Origin of the sequence: Paraburkholderia tagetis (assembly GCF_022213065.1) — a bacterium.
Lineage (GTDB): Bacteria > Pseudomonadota > Gammaproteobacteria > Burkholderiales > Burkholderiaceae > Paraburkholderia > Paraburkholderia tagetis.
In genome coordinates, this window is the sequence record NZ_JAKLJA010000005.1 from 26,482 (window position 1) to 46,172 (window position 19,691).

At 63.8% G+C, this 19,691-nt stretch carries 17 protein-coding genes and 1 pseudogene; 17 read left to right on the plus strand and 1 reads right to left on the minus strand.

The genetic code is table 11. The features are described 5' to 3' along the window. The first annotated feature begins 42 nt into the window (after window positions 1-42). From L5014_RS08865 to L5014_RS08890, 6 genes and pseudogenes are all read left to right on the plus strand, one after another. On the plus strand, window positions 43-708 hold the full coding sequence (locus L5014_RS08865; RefSeq protein WP_238463244.1) for a site-2 protease family protein: 666 nt from the start codon (window positions 43-45) through the stop codon (window positions 706-708). A gap of 4 nt (window positions 709-712) precedes the next feature. Next, window positions 713-1,915 carry a tryptophan--tRNA ligase gene (locus L5014_RS08870; RefSeq protein ID WP_238463246.1) on the plus strand — a complete coding sequence of 401 codons (1,203 nt, stop codon included), beginning with the start codon at window positions 713-715 and terminating at the stop codon, window positions 1,913-1,915. Between the two features lie 14 nt (window positions 1,916-1,929). Next, window positions 1,930-2,538 (plus strand): annotated as a pseudogene (locus L5014_RS08875) (class I SAM-dependent methyltransferase); the annotation flags it as partial. 188 nt (window positions 2,539-2,726) lie between these two features. Then, complete coding sequence (gene dapA, locus L5014_RS08880; RefSeq protein ID WP_238463247.1) at window positions 2,727-3,632, plus strand: 4-hydroxy-tetrahydrodipicolinate synthase; 906 nt, start codon at window positions 2,727-2,729, stop codon at window positions 3,630-3,632. A 170-nt stretch (window positions 3,633-3,802) separates the two neighbouring features. Next, window positions 3,803-4,942 (plus strand): outer membrane protein assembly factor BamC, encoded by a 1,140-nt coding sequence (gene bamC, locus L5014_RS08885; RefSeq protein ID WP_238463249.1) that lies wholly within the window; start codon window positions 3,803-3,805, stop codon window positions 4,940-4,942. A gap of 7 nt (window positions 4,943-4,949) precedes the next feature. Beyond that, a complete protein-coding gene (locus tag L5014_RS08890; protein WP_238463250.1) occupies window positions 4,950-5,723 on the plus strand; it encodes an MBL fold metallo-hydrolase in 774 nt (257 codons plus the stop codon). 117 nt (window positions 5,724-5,840) lie between these two features. On the opposite strand, the gene L5014_RS08895 is transcribed toward L5014_RS08890, so the two are convergent. Then, window positions 5,841-6,539, minus strand: coding sequence for a Bax inhibitor-1/YccA family protein (locus L5014_RS08895; RefSeq protein ID WP_238463252.1), 699 nt, complete (start codon window positions 6,537-6,539; stop codon window positions 5,841-5,843). A gap of 307 nt (window positions 6,540-6,846) precedes the next feature. Here L5014_RS08895 and ndk point away from each other — a divergent pair, with 307 nt between their 5' ends. The 11 genes from ndk (at window position 6,847) to hflK (ending at window position 19,679) form a co-directional block, all read left to right on the plus strand. Further along, a complete protein-coding gene (gene ndk, locus L5014_RS08900; protein ID WP_238463254.1) occupies window positions 6,847-7,272 on the plus strand; it encodes a nucleoside-diphosphate kinase in 426 nt (141 codons plus the stop codon). A 130-nt stretch (window positions 7,273-7,402) separates the two neighbouring features. Next, entirely contained in the window at window positions 7,403-8,557 is a 1,155-nt protein-coding gene (rlmN, locus tag L5014_RS08905) for a dual-specificity RNA methyltransferase RlmN (protein WP_238463256.1), read from the plus strand. 247 nt (window positions 8,558-8,804) lie between these two features. Beyond that, on the plus strand, window positions 8,805-9,932 hold the full coding sequence (locus L5014_RS08910; protein WP_238463257.1) for a helix-turn-helix domain-containing protein: 1,128 nt from the start codon (window positions 8,805-8,807) through the stop codon (window positions 9,930-9,932). Between the two features lie 112 nt (window positions 9,933-10,044). Next, window positions 10,045-11,352, plus strand: coding sequence for a flavodoxin-dependent (E)-4-hydroxy-3-methylbut-2-enyl-diphosphate synthase (gene ispG / locus L5014_RS08915; protein WP_238463488.1), 1,308 nt, complete (start codon window positions 10,045-10,047; stop codon window positions 11,350-11,352). A 67-nt stretch (window positions 11,353-11,419) separates the two neighbouring features. After that, window positions 11,420-12,757, plus strand: coding sequence for a histidine--tRNA ligase (gene hisS, locus L5014_RS08920; protein WP_238463259.1), 1,338 nt, complete (start codon window positions 11,420-11,422; stop codon window positions 12,755-12,757). Between the two features lie 50 nt (window positions 12,758-12,807). After that, the gene (locus L5014_RS08925; RefSeq protein ID WP_238463260.1) at window positions 12,808-13,437 is read left to right on the plus strand and encodes a tetratricopeptide repeat protein; all 630 of its coding nucleotides are present in this window, start codon (window positions 12,808-12,810) and stop codon (window positions 13,435-13,437) included. Window positions 13,438-13,503: 66 nt separating this feature from the next. After that, entirely contained in the window at window positions 13,504-14,649 is a 1,146-nt protein-coding gene (gene bamB / locus L5014_RS08930) for an outer membrane protein assembly factor BamB (protein WP_238463261.1), read from the plus strand. A gap of 457 nt (window positions 14,650-15,106) precedes the next feature. Next, window positions 15,107-16,444 carry a ribosome biogenesis GTPase Der gene (der, locus tag L5014_RS08935; RefSeq protein WP_238463263.1) on the plus strand — a complete coding sequence of 446 codons (1,338 nt, stop codon included), beginning with the start codon at window positions 15,107-15,109 and terminating at the stop codon, window positions 16,442-16,444. A gap of 163 nt (window positions 16,445-16,607) precedes the next feature. Further along, entirely contained in the window at window positions 16,608-16,844 is a 237-nt protein-coding gene (hfq, locus tag L5014_RS08940; RefSeq protein WP_028210028.1) for an RNA chaperone Hfq, read from the plus strand. 74 nt (window positions 16,845-16,918) lie between these two features. Then, a complete protein-coding gene (hflX, locus tag L5014_RS08945) occupies window positions 16,919-18,088 on the plus strand; it encodes a GTPase HflX (protein ID WP_238463265.1) in 1,170 nt (389 codons plus the stop codon). Window positions 18,089-18,185: 97 nt separating this feature from the next. Beyond that, window positions 18,186-19,679, plus strand: a complete 1,494-nt coding sequence (hflK, locus tag L5014_RS08950) for an FtsH protease activity modulator HflK (RefSeq protein WP_238463266.1) — start codon at window positions 18,186-18,188, stop codon at window positions 19,677-19,679. Window positions 19,680-19,691: the final 12 nt, after the last annotated feature.

Sequence of the window (19,691 nt, forward strand, 5' to 3'; positions counted from 1 at the left end):
TATTGGCTCCGCATAGACAGCGCGTTGTTACAATACGCCGCCATGGACGCCAACATCATTCAGACGCTCGTCGTCTACGCCTTGCCCGTGATCTTCGCGATCACGCTGCATGAAGCCGCCCACGGGTACGTCGCGCGGCTGCTCGGCGACAACACCGCCTATGTGCTGGGACGCGTGTCGCTCAACCCGATGCGCCATATCGATCCGGTCGGCACGATCGCGATGCCGCTCATCCTCTATTTCCTGACGAGCGGCGCGTTCGTGTTCGGCTACGCCAAGCCGGTGCCGATTGCGTTCGGCAATCTGCGCAATCCGCGCTGGGGCACGCTGTGGGTCGCCGCGGCGGGACCGGCCTGCAATTTCGCGCAGGCGCTGCTGTGGGGCGTGGTCGGCGTGGCGCTCGCGGTGTTCGGCGTCGAGGAGCCATTCGTCACGCGCATGGCCGCCGCCGGCGTGGGCGTGAATCTGGTGCTCGGCGTGCTGAATCTCTTTCCGCTGCTGCCGCTCGACGGCGGCCGCGTGCTCGCGGCGCTCCTACCCACGCGCGCGAGCATTGCGCTCTCGCGCCTCGAGCCCTATGGTTTCATCATTGTGATGGTGCTCCTCGTGAGCGGCGTCTTTACGCGCTTCTGGCTGCGCCCGCTCGTGTCTCTCGGCTACGACGTGGTGACGGCTATCCTTACTCCCCTTGTATCGCTCTTCTCATAACATCATGTTCCCAGACCGTATCTTTTCCGGTATGCGGCCCACCGGGTCGCTGCACCTCGGCCACTATCACGGCGTGCTGAAAAACTGGGTGCGGCTTCAGTCCGAGTACCCGTGCTTTTTCTGCGTGGTCGACTGGCATGCGCTCACCACGCACTACGAGACGCCCGAGGTTATCGAGAAGAACGTTTGGGACGTCCTGATCGACTGGCTGGCTTCCGGCATCGATCCGAACCAGTCGACGCTGTTCATCCAGAGCCGCGTGCCCGAGCACGCAGAGCTCGCGCTGCTGCTCGGCATGAGCACGCCGCTGTCCTGGCTCGAGCGCGTGCCGACCTACAAGGAGCAGATCGAGAAGCTGCGTGACAAGGATCTCGGCACCTACGGTTTCCTCGGCTACCCCGTGCTCATGGCCGCTGACATCCTGCTGTACCGCGCCTCGCTCGTGCCGGTGGGCGAGGACCAGGTGCCGCACGTCGAAATGGCGCGCGAAATGGCGCGGCGCTTCAATTACATGTACGGCCGCGAGCCGGGCTTCGAAGACAAGGCCAACGAAGCCGCGAAGAAGCTCGGCGGCAAGCGCTCGAAGCTCTACCACGAACTGCGCAATGCGTATCAGCAGGAAGGCGACGAAGAGGCGCTGGAGCAAGCACGCGCGATGCTGTCCGAATCGCAGAGCCTCTCGATGAGCGACCGCGAGCGCCTCTTTGGCTACCTCGAAGGCGCACGCAAGATCATCCTGCCGGAGCCGCAGGTGCTGCTGACCGAAGCGTCGCGCATGCCGGGTCTCGACGGCCAGAAAATGTCGAAGTCATACGGCAACACGATTGGCCTGCGCGAAGACGCCGAGTCGATCACGAAGAAGGTCCGCACCATGCCGACCGACCCCGCACGCGTGCGCCGCACCGATCCGGGCGATCCGGACAAGTGCCCGGTGTGGCAACTGCACCAGGTCTACACCGACACAGAGACGCACGACTGGGTGCAGAAGGGCTGCCGCTCGGCGGGCATTGGCTGCCTCGAGTGCAAGCAGCCGGTGATCGAGGGCATCCTGCGCGAGCAACAGCCGATGCTCGAGCGCGCGCAGAAGTACATGGACGATCCGTCGCTCTTGCGCGCGATCGTGGCGGATGGTTGCGACAAGGCGCGCAAGTTTGCCAACGAAACCATGCGCGACGTGCGCGAGGCGATGGGCCTCTCGTACAACTAAGGCAGGCGCTCGCGATGACGCTCACGTCCGGTCGCGGCACGCCGTTAGCGCCCAAGGGGTTGGCTCATTCCGGGCCGGCCAGCCTTGGGGCGACCCAAGGCCCGACCCACGCGGGACTTTCGGAGCCCTCGGGCTGGGCGCGTCAGTGGGCGCACTTGATCGCACCGGGCGGCACGGTGCTCGACGTTGCCTCGGGCGCGGGGCGCCACGCACGCTGGTTTGCGGGGCGCGGCCATCCGGTCGCGGCGCTCGACCGCGATGCCACCGCGCTCGCGACGATGCGCGATATCGACGGCATCGCCACGCTGACGTGCGACCTCGAAGGCGCGCCCTGGCCGCTGCCGGACGACGCGCGTTTCGCGGCCATTGTTGTGACGAATTATCTGCATCGCCCGCTCATGCCGCGTCTCGTCGATGCACTCGCGCCGGGCGGCGTGCTAATTTACGAAACCTTTGCGCAAGGCAACGAGACGGTCGGCAAGCCCTCGAACCCGGCATTTCTGCTGGCGCCGGGCGAGTTGCTGGCGGCTTGTACGCCTACATTGCGCGTGATTGCTTACCAGGACGGATTTCTCCCACAACCCCGGGAGGCATTTGTCCAGCGCATCTGTGCGGTGCGCGAGATGCGCCAGCGCGAGACGCGCGAGGCGCACCCTTCGGCGGCGGAAAACGTTGCCCGTCAGAGCGGCTCGGATACGGTCGAAAGAACCGGTAACAGCGCTGCGACTCAGGTACTACCCCTGGTGCGTTACGATCTGACCGGCTAATCCGCTACAATCGCGGTTTAACGTACTCATTCTTTTGAAGTTTCATGGCTAACGGCACCCAGCACGGCATTACGTTGCGCGGCAGCATTCCCGCAATCGTCACCCCCATGCACGAAGATGGCAGCCTCGATCTGCCGGCATTTCGCAAACTGATCGACTGGCACGTGGAAGAGGGGACGGATGCTATCGTCGTCGTCGGCACGAGCGGCGAGTCCGCCACGCTGGACGTCGAAGAGCACATCCTGATGGTCAAGACGGCGGTCGAGCACGCTGCGGGCCGTCTGCCGATCATCGCCGGCGCCGGTGGCAATTCCACGGCCGAGGCGATCGAACTTACGAAGCTTGCGAAGAATGTCGGCGCGCAAGCTTCGCTCCAGGTCGTGCCCTATTACAACAAGCCGACCCAGGAAGGCATGTACCGCCATTTCGCGAAAATCGCGGAAGCGGTGGACCTGCCGGTGCTGTTGTACAACGTGCCGGGCCGCACGGTCGCGGACATGTCGAACGAGACGATCCTGCGCCTCGCGCAGGTGCCGGGCATCGTCGGCGTGAAGGAAGCCACGGGCAATATCGACCGCGCCGCGCATCTGATCAAGCACGCGCCGGAAGGCTTCAAGATTTTCAGCGGCGACGATCCTACCGCGATCGCGCTCATGCTGCTGGGCGGCCACGGCAATATTTCGGTGACCGCGAACGTCGCGCCGCGCCAGATGAGCGAGCTGTGCCGCGCCGCGCTCGAGGGCGATGCGAAGACCGCACGCGCGATTCACCTGAAGCTGCTGTCGCTGCACAAGAATCTCTTCATCGAATCGAACCCGATTCCGGCGAAGTGGGCCCTGCAGGAGCTCGGCCGTATCGAAGGCGGCATCCGTCTGCCGCTCACGCCGCTCGACGCGCGTTACCACGACGTGGTGCGCACGGCGCTGCGCGAGGCTGGTCTGATCGGCTGACCGACCGGCTTAAGTCCGGTCCAGCCGAAAACGCCGTATTTTCAACCGACGCCGCCACGAGCCAAGCGCCCAGATCGACGACACAATCGCCGGTAGCTATCCCTGATAGCCATCGGCGACAGATTTCCCGGCAGGTCAAGGCTTAGCGTTCCCGTATTACGAAGGTCCACATGAAACGTTCCGTTCTTTCTCTCCACGCCACCCGCATGGCGGTGCTGGCGCTCGCACTCGGCTCGCTCGCGGGCTGCGAGTCGCTGAACGATATGTTCGCGTCGGATCGCGTCAACTACAAGGACACGCCGAGCGCGCCGGCGCTGGCCGTGCCGCAGGATCTGTCGGCGGTGCCGAGCGACCAGAAGTACATCGCGCCGCCGCCCACCGTGACACTGGGCGGTGCGGCGCAACGCACCGTGACGAGCGCGGGCAACGCCACGCTTGGCGTGCCGAATGCGCAAGATCCGCTTGGCATGCACGTCGAGCGCGATGGCGACCGCCGCTGGCTCGTGATCGACGGCCGCACGCCCGACGACGTCTGGCCGCAACTGCAGGAATTCTGGAGCGACAACGGCTTCACGCTCACGACCAATTCCCCGGCCACGGGCATCATGTCCACGGACTGGGCCGAAAACCGCGCGAATATTCCGGACGACTGGTTCCGCCGCACGATCGGCCGCGTGGTCGACTTTGCGTATTCGTCGGGTACGCGCGACAAGTTCCGTACGCTGGTCACGCGCGGCACGAACGGCCAGACCGACATCTCGATCACGCACAGCGCGATGGAAGAAGTGCTGACCGGTCAGGACAAGACCTCGTCGAAGTGGGTTGAGCGTCCGCGCGATCCGGCCCTCGAAGCCGCTTTCCTCTCGAAGGTCATGCAGAAGTTCGGCCTGACCGACGCGCAGTCCAAGCAACTGCTGACCGATGCGCGTCCGTCGTCCGCCGCGGCCAAGGTTGCGGCGGGCACGGACGGCACCACGCTCGATCTGCCCGAGGCATTCGACACGGCCTGGCTGCGTGTGGGTCTCGCGCTCGACCGTACCAATTTCACGGTCGACAACCGCGACCGCGAGAAGGGCATCTATTATGTGCGCTACGCCGATTCCATGCAGGAACTCAAGGGCGATGGCCTGCTCGGCAAGCTGTTCTACAACCCGAAGAAAGCCACGAAGAATCAGGGGCCGGAATACATGATTTCGGTGCGCTCGACGGGCAATTCGACCCAGGTGGCGGTGCTCGGCCAGAACGGCCAGGTGGATACGTCGTCGGATGCGCAGCGCATCGTGACCGCACTCCATTCCCAGCTGAACTGATCCCGCCGTGCGCTTTGCGAGCCTCGGCAGCGGTAGCGAGGGCAACGCGCTAGTCGTGGAGGCAGGCGGCGGCGCGACGCCCACGCGCGTGCTGCTGGACTGCGGATTCTCGGCGAAGGAAGTCGAGCGGCGGCTCGCCCGTGCGGGCCTTGCCGCCGACACGCTGAGCGCGATTCTCATCACCCACGAACACAGCGACCATATCGGCAGTGCGCTCACGCTGGCGCGCCGCTGGTCGATTCCGCTCTACATGAGCTGGGGCACGGCACAGGCAGTTGGCGCCGACGACGCCGGCGTCGAGCTCAACGTCCTCTGGAGCGACGGAGTGGTTGAAATCGGCGAGCTCGGCGTGCTGCCGTACACTGTGCCGCACGATGCGCGCGAACCGCTGCAATTCGTTTTTAACGACGGTGCAAGCCGGCTCGGGGTGCTGACCGATGTCGGCGAATCGACGTCGCATATCAACGCCGTGCTGAGCGGCTGCGATGCACTCGTACTCGAATGCAATCACGATGTCGGAATGCTCGCGGCGAGCCGTTATCCGGCATCGCTCAAAGCGCGCATTGGCGGTTCGCACGGCCACCTGAACAACGAGGCCGCGGGCGGCATTCTCGCGTCGCTCGATCGCTCGAAGCTGCGCCATCTGGTCGCGGCGCATCTGAGCCAGCAAAACAACACGCCGGAGCTCGCGCGCGCGGCCATCGCGGCTGCGCTCGGCAACGCGATCACTGAAATCGGGGTCGCTACGCAAGGTGAGGGCTTCGATTGGCTCGTTCTCTGAGTCCGACTTCACGTTATTCGGCCCCAAGATGGATTCGCAGACGAAAAAAAGCCCATGACAGGAGTCATGGGCTTTTTGTTTGAGGCGGGACGAGGCCGGTCTTGGCCCCGCCAGGCATCAATTGCGATTGCCGCCGAAAATGCCGAGGATCGCGAGCAGGTTCGTGAACACGTTGTAGAGGTCCAGATAGATCGCGAGCGTGGCCGTAATGTAGTTGGTCTCGCCGCCGTTCACGACGCGCTGCACGTCGAACAGCATATAAGCCGAGAAGATTACGATGGCCAGCACGGACACTGTGAGCATCAGCGCCGGCAGGTGCAGGAACATGTTCGCGATGCCTGCGAGCAGGATCACGATCACGCCCATGAACAGCCACTTGCCGAGGCCCGAGAAGTCTCGCTTGCTGACGGTGGCGATGGTGGCCATGGAGGCGAAGATCACGCCGGTGCCGCCGAACGCAAGCATGATGAGCGACGCGCCGTTCGAGAAGCCGAGGATGAACGACAGCAGCCGCGAGAGCATCAGGCCCATGAAGAACGTGAAGCCCAGCAGCACGAGCACGCCGAGCGAGCTGTTCTTGGTGCGCTCGATGGCGAAGATGAAGCCGAAAGCGATCGCAAAGAACGCGAGCAGGCTCATCGTGGGGCTGGTAGCGGCGAACAGCGAGAAACCCGTGGCGACACCCAGCCACGCGCCGAGCACCGTCGGCACCATCGACAGCGCGAGCAGCCAGTAGGTGTTGCGCAGTACGCGGTTGCGAGTCTCGGCGGAGACGACGGTGCCGCCGCGGCCGAAGTTATAGGGGTACTCGTTCATGCTTTCTCCTTGCGTGAGACGCGTGGCAGGCGGCGCGCGGCATTTGCGCGATCCGCTCACTCCTAAGATATGCGTGGTGTCCCAGAGTTTCAACGGGGTGCCACACAGTTTCGCTACCGTAGTTTCGTTACATCCGGGAGCGTAGCCTCCCATGCTTAACTGGTGCTGAAAGTCCCGGCGGCGCGGCATGTGCGCCCGTTAAGCCAAGTCTGTCGGCCTAACGGGGTTCAATCGCAATCATACATGGGAACATGCTACAATTGCGGATTCATTTGAATCTGTAACCTCTTAATTTTCTGGAGTTTTTATGGCGCTCGAACGCACCCTGTCGATTATCAAGCCGGACGCAGTGGCAAAGAACGTGATCGGCCAGATCTACAGCCGCTTCGAAAACGCTGGCCTGAAGATCGTTGCCTCGCGCATGGTCCACCTCTCGCGCGCTGACGCCGAGAAGTTCTATGCTGTGCATGCAGAGCGTCCGTTCTTCAAGGACCTCGTCGAATTCATGATCTCGGGTCCGGTGCAGATCCAGGTCCTGGAAGGCGAGGACGCCATCCTGAAGAACCGCGACCTGATGGGCGCGACGGACCCGAAGAAGGCCGAGAAGGGCACGATCCGCGCCGACTTCGCGGACAGCATCGACGCCAACGCAGTTCACGGCTCGGACGCCGCTGAAACGGCACGCGTCGAAATCGCGTTCTTCTTCCCGGAAGTCAACGTTTACTCGCGCTAAGCAGTTCCGCGAAGTAAGCGGTAGTTCAAGCAGCATAGGTCGCGAACGGCGATCACGTTCACTGCCCGGTGCCGGGTGTCCTCGAATCCGGCGGTGAACGCGCTCTCGCACTGAAATGGCAGGATTCGACATGACGAGCAGTTCCACCGTCAACCTTCTCGATTTCGACGCTCAAGGGCTTGTCGCCTATTGCGAGAGCCTGGGCGAGAAGCCGTTTCGCGCCAAACAGCTTCAGCGCTGGATTCATCAATACAATGCCGCCGACTTCGACGGCATGACGGATCTGGCCAAATCGCTGCGCGAGAAGCTCAAAGGGCGCGCCTCGATCGGCATGCCCGGCATCATTTCCGACAACGTTTCCTCCGACGGCACGCGCAAGTGGCTCGTGGACGTCGGCAACGGCAACGCGGTCGAGACCGTGTTCATCCCCGAAGAAACGCGCGGCACGCTGTGCGTGTCGTCACAGGCGGGATGCGCGGTGAATTGCCGGTTCTGTTCCACCGGCAAGCAAGGTTTTTCACGCAATCTCAGCACCGCCGAAATCATCGGTCAGTTGCGCATGGCGGAGTTCGCCCTGCGCGCCTCGCTGCTTGGAGAAGCGGGCGGTCGTGCGACCGGCGGCGAGGGCAAGGGTGAGCGCGTCGTCACCAACGTCGTGATGATGGGCATGGGCGAGCCGCTCCTGAATTACGATGCAGTCGTGCCCGCGATGCGCCTGATGCTCGACGACAACGCCTACGGCCTGTCGCGCCGGCGCGTCACGCTTTCGACCTCGGGTGTCGTGCCCATGATGGACCGCCTCGGTGCCGATCTGCCGGTCGCGCTCGCGGTGTCGCTGCACGCGCCCAATGACGCGCTGCGCGACGAGCTCGTGCCGCTGAACCGCAAGTACCCGCTGCGCGAACTGATGGCCGCTTGCCAACGGTATCTGTTGGTCGCGCCGCGCGACTTCATCACGTTCGAGTACTGCATGCTCGATGGCGTTAACGACACCGAGGAGCATGCACGCCAGTTGCTCGCGGTAACGCGTGATGTGCCGTGCAAATTCAACCTGATTCCGTTCAATCCGTTTCCCGAGTCGGGCTTGTTGCGCTCGAAATCGGAGCAGATCAAGCGTTTCGCGCAGATTCTGATGGATGCGGGCGTCGTCACGACCGTGCGCAAGACGCGCGGCGACGATATCGACGCGGCTTGCGGTCAGCTTGCTGGTGAGGTGAAGGACCGTACGCGCCTTGCCGAGCGTACTGCCCGCAAGGTAATCGACGTCCATCCGGTTCAGCACTGAACGCAGTGGATTCGGGGCAAGACGGAAAAAAGGCATTGCCCAGGCAATAGGGCACGAAAAGCAGTGCCGGCGTAGCTGCACGGGGAATGACGCAGTAACGCCGGTGAGTTTGACAAGAAACGTTGCAGAAGCGATCGGATGCGGCACAGTGGCCGCGCATTTTGTTATAAACGGTCTGCGAATCGAAGCCGGGCGCGGCGCGCCCGCCGGTTCCGGGATAGAAAAGAATCGACGCAAGGACTTTGGGATGAGCGAGCCGCAGCACCCTTTCGGGACAGACGGAACAGAGACCAACGCAGGCCGTTCGGTATCCGACGGCTCGCCGTCGCCGGTGCAGGCCGTGCCTGACACGCTTGCCGCAGTGGGGGCGCGCCTCGTGCAGTTGCGCACGGCGAAAGGCTGGTCGGTCGAGGACGTCTCGGCGCGCCTGAAGGTGGCGGTGTCGAAGCTGCGCGATCTGGAGGCGGGCGACATCAGCCATCTTCCGGATGCGACGTTCGCGCTTGGCGTGGTGCGGGCCTATGCGAAGCTACTCGGCGCTGATCCCACGCCGCTTACCCAGGCGCTGCGCCGTGAGCGCGGCGTGCCGCAGCCGGACCTGTCGATGCCCGCATCGGCGGGTGCGGACTTGCCGCGCGGGCGCGTCTCGCTCTCGCTCGGCGGCGGGGTGCGGGCGCCGCGGCGCCGTGCATCGTGGTTGTGGGGCCTGGCGCTCGTCGTGATCGCCGTGATCGGGATCTCGATGTGGCATACGAATAGCGGTGAATCGTCGGCATGGTTTGCACGTCTGAAGTCGATGGCGGGTGGTTCGACCAGCAGCGCGAAAAGCGAATCGGGCGCCGCTTCGGCGACGGTGGCCGAAGGCGCGACGGGGGGCGGTGCGACAGCGGGCGCAGCGGCTGAGCAAGGTCAGGGCGGCGAGCAAGGCGCGGAGGCCGCGAATACCACGAATGCCGCGAACAGTCAGACGGACGCCCAGGTCAACGGCCAGATCACCGCTGCTCAAGGCCCGGCCAGCGCGCCGCAGGCGGCCGTGGCCGCACCTGCCGCGAACGCCACACCGGCCAGCGCCGCAGCGGTGGCAACGGTTGCACCGGCACAAGCCGCTTCGGTGCCGGCGGCGCCTGGCGCTTCGACGTTCGCGATTCGCGTGACGCAGGATTCCTGGGTCAGCGTGCGCCAGAAAGACGGCAAGGAACTCTTCTCCGGGTTGATCCACGGTAATGATGGACGCGAGATTTCCGGTGTCGAGCCGCTCAGGATTACGGTGGGCAACAAGGCCGGCATCGAGTCGATGACCATCGACGGTCAGCCGGTCGACGCATCGAAGTATGCGTCGGCGCGCGGCAATGTCGCGCGCTTCGTGCTGCCCTGATAGAGACATGACGTGTGTCGCGACCGCATGCAGGCCGCGATGCTTTTTCAATTCGCGCGGCGTGGCGCTTCTCAATAGTGCCAACGCGCGCGAGGTGTAAATGGGTTTTTCGATGCAAAGCGAAACGCAATCCCCGTCCAGCAACAGCCAGATATGTTCTAGCGAACCGGTCCTCGGCGGTCACGCGCCGCGCCGCAAGTCGCACGCCGTGCATGTGCGCTGGGGTGGCCAACTGGTGACGATCGGCGGCGACGCGCCGGTGCGCGTGCAGTCGATGACCAATACCGATACCGCGGATGCGATCGGTACCGCAATTCAGATCAAGGAACTGGCGCAGGCCGGCTCGGAGCTCGTGCGTATCACGGTGAACACGCCGGAAGCGGCAGCAGCCGTGCCGCATGTCCGCGAGCAACTCGATCGCATGGGCGTGACGGTGCCGCTCGTCGGCGATTTCCACTACAACGGCCACCTGTTGCTGCGTGACTATCCCGCGTGCGCCGAGGCGCTCTCGAAGTACCGCATCAATCCGGGCAACGTCGGCCAGGGCGCCAAGCGCGACACGCAGTACGCGCAGATGATCGAAGCCGCCATCAAGTACGACAAGCCGGTGCGCATCGGCGTGAACTGGGGCAGCCTCGACCAGGACCTGCTCGCGCGCATGATGGACGAGAACGCGGTACGCGCGGTGCCGTGGGAAGCGCAGAGCGTGATGTACGAAGCGCTCATTCAGTCGGCCATCGGCTCGGCGGAACGCGCCGTCGAACTCGGCCTCGGCCGTGACAAGATCATCCTGTCGTGCAAGGTGAGCGGTGTGCAGGATCTGATCGCCGTCTACCAGGAGCTTGCCAAGCGTTGCGACTTCGCGCTGCACCTTGGCTTGACCGAGGCGGGCATGGGCTCGAAGGGCATCGTCGCGTCGACGGCGGCGCTCTCGGTGCTGCTCCAGCAGGGCATCGGTGACACCATCCGCATTTCGCTCACGCCGGAGCCGGGTGCTTCGCGCACCGGCGAAGTCGTGGTCGGACAGGAAATTTTGCAAACCATGGGGCTGCGCTCGTTCACGCCAATGGTCATCGCGTGCCCGGGCTGCGGTCGCACGACCAGCACGCTGTTCCAGGAGCTCGCCTCGCAGATCCAGAATTATCTGCGCGCGCAAATGCCCATCTGGCGCGGCGAGTATCCGGGTGTCGAGACGATGAACGTCGCCGTGATGGGCTGCATCGTGAACGGCCCCGGTGAATCCAGGCACGCGAACATCGGCATCAGCCTGCCGGGTTCGGGTGAGAACCCCGCAGCGCCGGTCTTCGTCGACGGCGAGAAGGTCAAGACGCTGCGCGGCGAGCACATCGCCGAAGAATTCCAGCAGATCGTGAGCGACTATGTCGCGCGCAAGTACGGCAAGACCGAAGCGACGGCCTGAGCCGCGCTCCGGACGCTGATTTCAGGCACAACCGAACATCGCCATTCGCAAGTACATTCGCAACGCAATGACTGAACAGAAAAGAAAGCCGGAAAAGCTGACCGGCGTGAAGGGCATGAACGACATCCTGCCGCAGGACGCAGGGCTGTGGGACTTCTTCGAAACCACGGTGAAGTCCATGCTCCGTTCGTATGGATACCAGAATATCCGCACGCCGATCGTCGAGCATACGCAACTCTTCACGCGCGGCATCGGCGAAGTGACCGACATCGTCGAAAAAGAGATGTACAGCTTTACCGACGCGCTCAACGGCGAGAACCTCACGCTGCGCCCGGAGAATACGGCTGCGGTCGTGCGCGCGTCGATCGAGCACAACATGCTCTACGACGGTCCGAAGCGCTTGTGGTATGTCGGCCCGATGTTCCGTCACGAGCGTCCGCAGCGCGGCCGCTATCGCCAGTTCCATCAAGTTGGCGTGGAAGCGCTCGGCTTCGCGGGTCCGGATGCCGACGCGGAAATCATCCTGATGTGCCAGCGCCTCTGGGACGACCTCGGTCTGACCGGCATCAAGCTTGAAATCAATTCGCTGGGCTTGGCCGAAGAGCGCGCCGCGCATCGCGTCGAGCTCATCAAGTATCTCGAGCAGCACGTCGATCTGCTCGATGAAGACGGCAAGCGTCGCCTGTATACGAACCCGTTGCGCGTGCTCGACACGAAGAACCCCGCGCTGCAGGAAGTCGCGAACAACGCGCCGAAGCTGATCGACTTCCTCGGCGAGCACTCGCTTGCGCACTTCGAAGGGCTGCAACGCCTGCTCAAGGCGAATAACATTCCGTTCAAGATCAACCCGCGTCTCGTGCGCGGTCTCGATTACTACAATCTGACCGTGTTCGAGTGGGTGACCGACAAGCTCGGCGCGCAGGGCACGGTGGCGGCCGGCGGCCGCTACGATCCGCTGATCGAGCAGCTTGGCGGTAAGCCCACGGCGGCTTGCGGCTGGGCGATGGGCGTCGAGCGCATTCTGGAGTTGCTCAAGGAAGAGGATCTCGTGCCGGAGGCGGAAGGTTGCGACGTCTACGTCGTGCACCAGGGCGAGGCGGCGCGCGAGCAGGCGTTCATCGTGGCAGAGCGTCTGCGCGACACCGGTCTTGACGTCATCCTCCATTGCAGCGCAGACGGCCAGGCGGCGAGCTTCAAGTCGCAGATGAAGCGTGCGGACACAAGCGGCGCGGCGTTCGCCGTGGTGCTTGGCGAAGACGAACTGGCCAAGGGCGTGGCGGGTGTGAAGGCGCTGCGCGGCGGTGCCGACGAGGCTCGCAGCGAGCAACAGACGGTAGCACTCGAAGACTTGACCGAATATCTAATCAATGCGATGGTTGCATCCGCCGAAGACGGCGACGACTAATTGCGATGCGTTATCAACGGGCTTCAGAATAATCAAGGAATCGCTACGCGATGAGTTACCACGACGAACAGGAATCGATCGAGAGTTTCAAGGCATGGTGGGCGCAGTGGGGTAACGCCACTACGTGGATCGTGCTGATCGTTCTGCTCGCGCTCGCCGCGTGGAACGGCTGGAACTTCTGGCAACGCCGTCAGGCGGCCGAGGCTGCGGTGCTGTACGACCAGGTGCAGCAGGCGAGCGCCAGCAGCGACAAGGCAATGCTCACGCGCATCGCGACCGATATGGAAAACCGCTTCGGCGGCACCGCGTATGCGCAGATGACCGCGCTGGGCGTGGCCAAGTCGCTCTATATGGCGGGTGACACCGTGGGTGCGAAGGCTCAATTGCAATGGGCGGCCGATCACGCGAAGGACGAGGAGTTCCGTCAGGTTGCGAAGATCCGCCTGGCTTCCGTCTTGCTCGACGAAAAGGCCTACGATCAGGGCCTCGCGCTGATTCCGCAACCGGATTCGGGGCCGTTCAAGGGCATCGTCGCGGATAGTCGCGGCGACCTGCTCGCGGCGGCGGGCAAGTCCGACGACGCGCGCGCGGCCTACAAGCTCGCGCTCGACAGCCTGCCCAAGAGCGATGCCTCCGAGCGCCAGTTGATCCAGTTCAAACTCGACGCGCTGGGCGGCTAAGCAAGCTGCGCCTACCGCCCGTGAAGATAAACAGCTAAACCAATTCCATTCATGCTTCGTTCACCGATGAATTTGCTGAAACGAACCGTTGTACCTGTCGCCTGTGCGATGACCGTCCTCGCGCTGGCGGCTTGCTCGTCGACGAAAGACGAGCGTCGCGTACCGGTGCCGCTGACCGAGTTCAAGCCGGTGCTGGACGTCCAGCAGGTGTGGAAGGCGAGCGTCGGCAAGGCGGGCCGCTATATGTTCTCGCCGGTCGCCGTGGGCGACGCTGTCTACGCCGCAGGCGAAAACGGCTCGGTCGCGAAGTTCGACGCGCAGACGGGTAAGGAAGTCTGGCGCACCAAGCTCAAGGACGATATCTCGGCGGGCGTCGGCAGCGACGGCAATCTCACGGCCGTCGGCGGTCTGAAGGGCAATGTCTATGTGCTTGACTCCAACGGCAAGCTCTCGTGGCAAGCCAAGGCGCCAGGCGAGATCATTTCGCCGCCGCTGGTTGGCAACGGTCTCGTGATCGTGCGTACCATCGACGGCCAGATCGTCGCGTTCAATGCGCAGACCGGCGAGCAGAAGTGGGTCTATCGCAACCGCGCGGTGCCGCTCAATTTGCGCGTGTCGTCTGGCATGACGTTCGCGGGCGATCAGGCCGTGCTCGCGGGCTTCCCGGGTGGCGCGTTCGCGGCGATCAACCTGCAAAGCGGCGATGCGTTCTGGGAAACGCCGGTGTCGTATCCGAAGGGTGTGACCGAAGTCGAGCGTATCAATGACGTGAGCGGTCCGCCCACGCTCATCGGTGCCACCACGTGCGCGGTCACGTTCCAGGGCCAGTTGGGCTGCTTCGACGCCAATTCGGGCCGTCCGATGTGGGAGAAGCCGTTTTCGAGCACGAGCGGCATCGCCCAGGGCGACACCACGGTGGTGGGTGGCGACGACTGGTCGGTCGTGAAGGCGTACAACGTCTCGAATGGCGACCAGACCTGGAGCACGGACAAGTTGAAGAACCGCGACGTCAGCGTGCCGGCCGTGCTCGGCCATGCAGTCGTGGTTGGCGACTACCAGGGCTACGTGCATTTCCTCTCGCTCGACGACGGCAGCTTCGTATCGCGCGTGAAGACCGACGGCAGCCCGATCACCGCCGCACCGGTGCTGGCTGGCAACACGCTCATCGTGCAAACGAAGGACGGCGACCTGTACGGTCTGCGTCCGCGTTAACTGGATGAGGGCGCCCGACGCGTGCTGTCGGGCTTCGCATCGAGGGGGCCGCGCCCGCGGGCAGCGGCCTCTTGTATTTTGTGCTTGCTGCAAGCACAAAATACTTTTGGTGTCCTGGCGCCATTTGACCGGGATGGTGGATGGCTCCGTTATCCGACTGGGGTTGGCCGTTTCGCAGGCCGGCGCGTACCGGCCGCGCGCATGATGAGCCGGTGGATTGCAAAGATGCCCCGACCAGGCAGCCGCGCCGGGGAAAGCGTCAATCCACATCGCTTCGGCTGGCGGGCATGATCCGAGCTCGCCACGCGCCTGCCGATGCCTTAGGGCTGACGTAGCGGGCGCGCGACCCAATTCGTGATAATTTGCAACTATTGCAGCTCTGCAAGCATGAATGCAGACGCTTGCCGCGCAACTCGCCGGACGTTCCGGCGTCGCGCCTTACCGTAGAAAAGATCAGATGAAACCCGTAATCGCCCTAGTAGGGCGCCCCAATGTGGGGAAATCCACGCTCTTCAACCGGCTCACGCGCTCGCGCGATGCGCTGGTAGCCGATCTGCCCGGTCTCACGCGCGATCGCCACTATGGCGAAGGGCGCGTGGGCGATCGCGCTTATCTCGTGGTCGACACCGGCGGCTTCGAACCGGTCGCGAAAGACGGCATCTTGCACGAAATGGCGCGCCAGACGCGCCAGGCGGTGGAGGAAGCCGACATCGTCGTATTCATTTGCGACGGCCGCAACGGCCTCGCACCGCAGGACAAGCACATCGCCGATTACCTGCGCAAGACTGGCCGGCCGATCTACCTTGTGGTCAACAAGGCCGAAGGCATGAAGTACAGCGCCGTCGCCGCAGACTTCTATGAGTTGGGCCTCGGCGACCCGCGCGCGATTTCCGCAGCGCACGGCGACGGTGTGACCGAAATGATCAACGAGGCGCTCGATCAGGCCTACGCGGATCATCCGGAAGAGAGCGAAGAAGACGCCAACAAGCACGGCGTCAAGATTGCAATCGTAGGCCGCCCGAACGTGGGCAAGTCGACGCTCGTCAACACGCTGATTGGTGAAGACCGTGTGATTGCGTTCGACATGCCGGGCACCACGCGCGACTCCATCTACGTGGATTTCGAGCGCGGCGGCAAGAAGTACACCTTGATCGATACGGCGGGCCTGCGTCGTCGCGGCAAAGTGTTCGAGGCCATCGAGAAGTTTTCGGTCGTGAAGACGCTGCAGTCGATCGCCGACGCCAACGTGGTCATTCTGCTGCTCGACGCGCGCCAGGAAATCTCGGATCAGGACGCGCATATCGCGGGCTTCGTGGTGGAGCAGGGCCGTGCGCTCGTGGTGGGCGTGAACAAGTGGGACGGCATGGACGACCACGCGCGCGAGCGGACCAAGCATCACCTGCAGCGCAAGCTGAAGTTCCTCGACTTCGCGGAAATGCGCTTCATCTCGGCGACGGAAAAATTCGGCATTGGACCGCTGATGCGCTCGGTGGACGATGCGTATGCCGCGGCGATGGCCAAGCTCCCGACCCCGCGCCTGACGCGCGCGCTCATCGAAGCCGTGGAGTTCCAGCAGCCGCGCCGCCGTGGTCCGGTGCGTCCGAAGCTGCGCTATGCGCACCAGGGGGGACAGAACCCACCCATCATCGTGATCCACGGCAATGCGCTCGACGCGGTGACTGATACCTACAAGCGCTACCTGGAGAACCGCTTCCGGGAAACTTTCTCACTGACCGGGACTCCATTGCGCATAGAGTTTCGTTCTTCGACGAATCCCTACACTGAAAAAAGCTGAACTGCGTTCGCTACCCCGCGTAAGCGCGCGATTGACCCTCCTGGCCGGACGGTGGGGAGGGGCGCGGTGGAACGAGAATCAGCTATAGTGTAGCGATTGGCGCCGGATTTCTTTTTCTTCGGCGCCAGTTTAGTTAAACCTGCAAAAAAATACGGAGTTTGCTATGAGCAACAAAGGGCAACTGTTACAAGACCCGTTTCTGAACGCGCTGCGCAAGGAGCACGTGCCTGTTTCGATCTATCTGGTCAACGGCATCAAGCTTCAAGGGAACATTGAATCGTTCGACCAGTACGTCGTGTTGCTCCGTAATACGGTTACGCAAATGGTTTACAAGCACGCCATTTCCACGGTGGTCCCGGCCCGTCCGGTGAACTTCCACCCGGATGCGGAAGCGTCCTGATTTTTGACGCGGCCGGCCCGGAGCGCCACGCTGGCGCTTGCGGCCCGGCCGCTTCTATTTTGACAACAGCTAATTTGATCAACGCCGCACTCGTCGGCATCGACTTCGGCAAGACCGACTTCGAAGCCAGCCTCGAAGAGCTCAGCCTGCTCGCGAAGAGCGCGGGCGCCTCTCCTGCCGTCACGCTCACGGGGCGACGTTCCAGCCCCGACGCCGCCATGTTCATCGGCAGCGGCAAGGCCGAGGAACTGCGTCTCGCCTGCGAGGCGAACGACATCGAAATCGTCATTTTCAATCACGCGCTTTCGCCTGCCCAGCAACGCAATCTGGAGCGTGCGCTGGATCGCCGCGTGGTGGACCGCACGAGCCTCATTCTCGATATTTTCGCGCAACGCGCGCGCAGCCACGAAGGCAAGCTCCAGGTAGAGCTCGCGCAGCTTCAGTATCTCGCCACGCGCCTCGTGCGGGCCTGGACTCACCTCGAGCGCCAGAAGGGCGGTATCGGCCTGCGCGGCCCCGGCGAGACGCAGCTCGAAACCGACCGCCGGCTCATCGGCGAGCGCATCAAGATGCTGCAGGGCAAGCTCGCCAAGCTGCGTCGCCAGCATGGCACGCAGCGGCGTCAGCGCGAGCGCACGCGCACGATGTCGGTATCGCTGGTTGGCTATACGAACGCGGGTAAATCCACGCTCTTTAACGCGCTCACCAAGGCGCAGGCCTATGCCGCCGACCAGTTGTTCGCCACGCTTGATACGACTTCGCGGCGCGTTTGGCTCGGCGACGAAGTGGGCCAGATCGTCTTGTCTGACACTGTGGGTTTCATCCGCGAACTGCCTCACCAACTCGTTGCGGCATTTCGCGCGACGCTGCAGGAAACCGTTCAGGCCGACTTGTTGCTACACGTGGTGGACGCGTCGAGTTCGGTGCGGCTCGACCAGATCGACCAGGTGAACGAGGTGCTGCACGAGATCGGCGCGGACACCATCCGCCAGGTGCTGGTGTTCAACAAGATCGACGCCGTGCCTGAACTGGCGGCTCGGGGCGGGACGGTCGAGCGGGACGAGTATGGTAATATTTCGCGCGTCTTTTTGAGCGCGCGCACGGGCGTCGGACTGGATGCGCTGCGCGCCGCCATCGCCGAAATCGCAACTGCCGAGCGGCTCGCACAGCCGTCGCAGCTCCTGGCCGCTGACTGGACCGCGGCACCACACGAACCCAGCAGGGAACCCGAACTCGGCCGCTGAACGCTCCCGGAAGGGCGCCTCGCGGTGCGGCCCGAGGCGCGCCGACGAGGAACCTCCACGCACATGACCCGCTGTCTACTCTGGTGAACGAACACAGGTGAACGATTACAACAAGCGGACTGGCTGGCAGCGCGCGCGCGCCATTTTCTCGTTGAACGACCCGAGGTGGGGCCGTGGCGAGGGCAATGGCCAGCGCACCGACGACGCACGGCGCCCGTCGGGCAACAACGGCAACAATGGCGGCGGCAAGGGTGACGGCCCTCCCGATCTCGACGAAATGTGGCGCGATTTCAATCGACGCCTGTCGGCGTTCTTCGGCAAGAAGGGCAAGGGTGGTCCGGGCGGGCTCGGCCCGCGGCCGGACAATGGCCGCAGTGCGCGCATCGGTGTGGGCATCGTGCTTGGCGTGCTCATCGCCATCTATGTCGGCAGCGGCGTGTTCGTCGTTCAGGACGGACAGGCCGGCGTAGTGCTGCAGTTCGGCCAGTATCGTCACACGGTCAGCCAGGGCGTGCACTGGCGTTTCCCGTTCCCGTTCCAGACGCAGGAAATCGTGAATGTTGGCCAGATCCGCAGCGTCGAGATCGGCCGCAATAATCTCGTGCGTCCGTCGAATGTGAAGGATGCCTCGGTGCTCACGCACGACGGCGACATTCTCGACGCGCGCTTCACGGTGCAGTACCAGGTCAAGCAGCCCACCGATTATCTGTTCCACAGCGTCGATCCCGATCTCACCGTGAGCCAGGCCGCGCAGTCGGCCGTGCGCACCGTGGTGGGCGCGCATAGCACTCACGATCTGCTCTATGCGGACCGTGAGCCGATTCGCGCGCAACTCGCCGACTCCATCCAGCACGCGCTGGATATCTACAAGACTGGACTTGGCGTGGTCGGCGTGACGATTCAGGGCGTGACGGCGCCCGATCGCGTGCAATCCGCCTTCGACGACGAAGCGAAGGCGCACCAGGAGAGCGAGCGCGCGAAACGCGACGCGCAGGCTTACGCCGATCAATTGCTGCCACGCGCGCAAACCGAAGCGGCGCGTCTCATCGACGACGCCAAGGCCTACAGCGACCGCGTGGTCGCGCAGGCGCAGGGCGACGCACAGCGCTTTAACAGCGTCTACGACCAATACGCGAAGGCGCCGGCCGTCATTCGGGAGCGCATGTACCTGGACACCATGCAGCACATTTACTCGAATACGACGAAGGTGTTCGTCGACAGCAAGTCGGGCAACAACGTGATCTATCTGCCGCTCGACAAGATCGTCGACGCGACGCGTCAGCGCGCCGCTGCGGCAACAGGCGCCTCGGGTGTTGTTGCGGCTCCGGCTAGCGGCGCATCGGATGCAAATGCCACAGCAACCGCGCCTTCGGCTAGCAGCGACATGCAACAAGGCGGGTCGCAGGCTGGGCAGCAAAGCGGGCAACCGGGCGCGCAGCAAGGCACGCAGTCGCCACGGTCGCAGCAGGGCGCCCAGCAGCGGAGCGCGGCGCCGGCGCCGTCCGCGAGTGACGCGGCCCAGGCGGCGAGCGACGCTTTCCGTTCGCGCGACGCGCTGCGCTCGCGCGGCCGCGAAGACGATGTGCAATAACGGAGCGCCGAC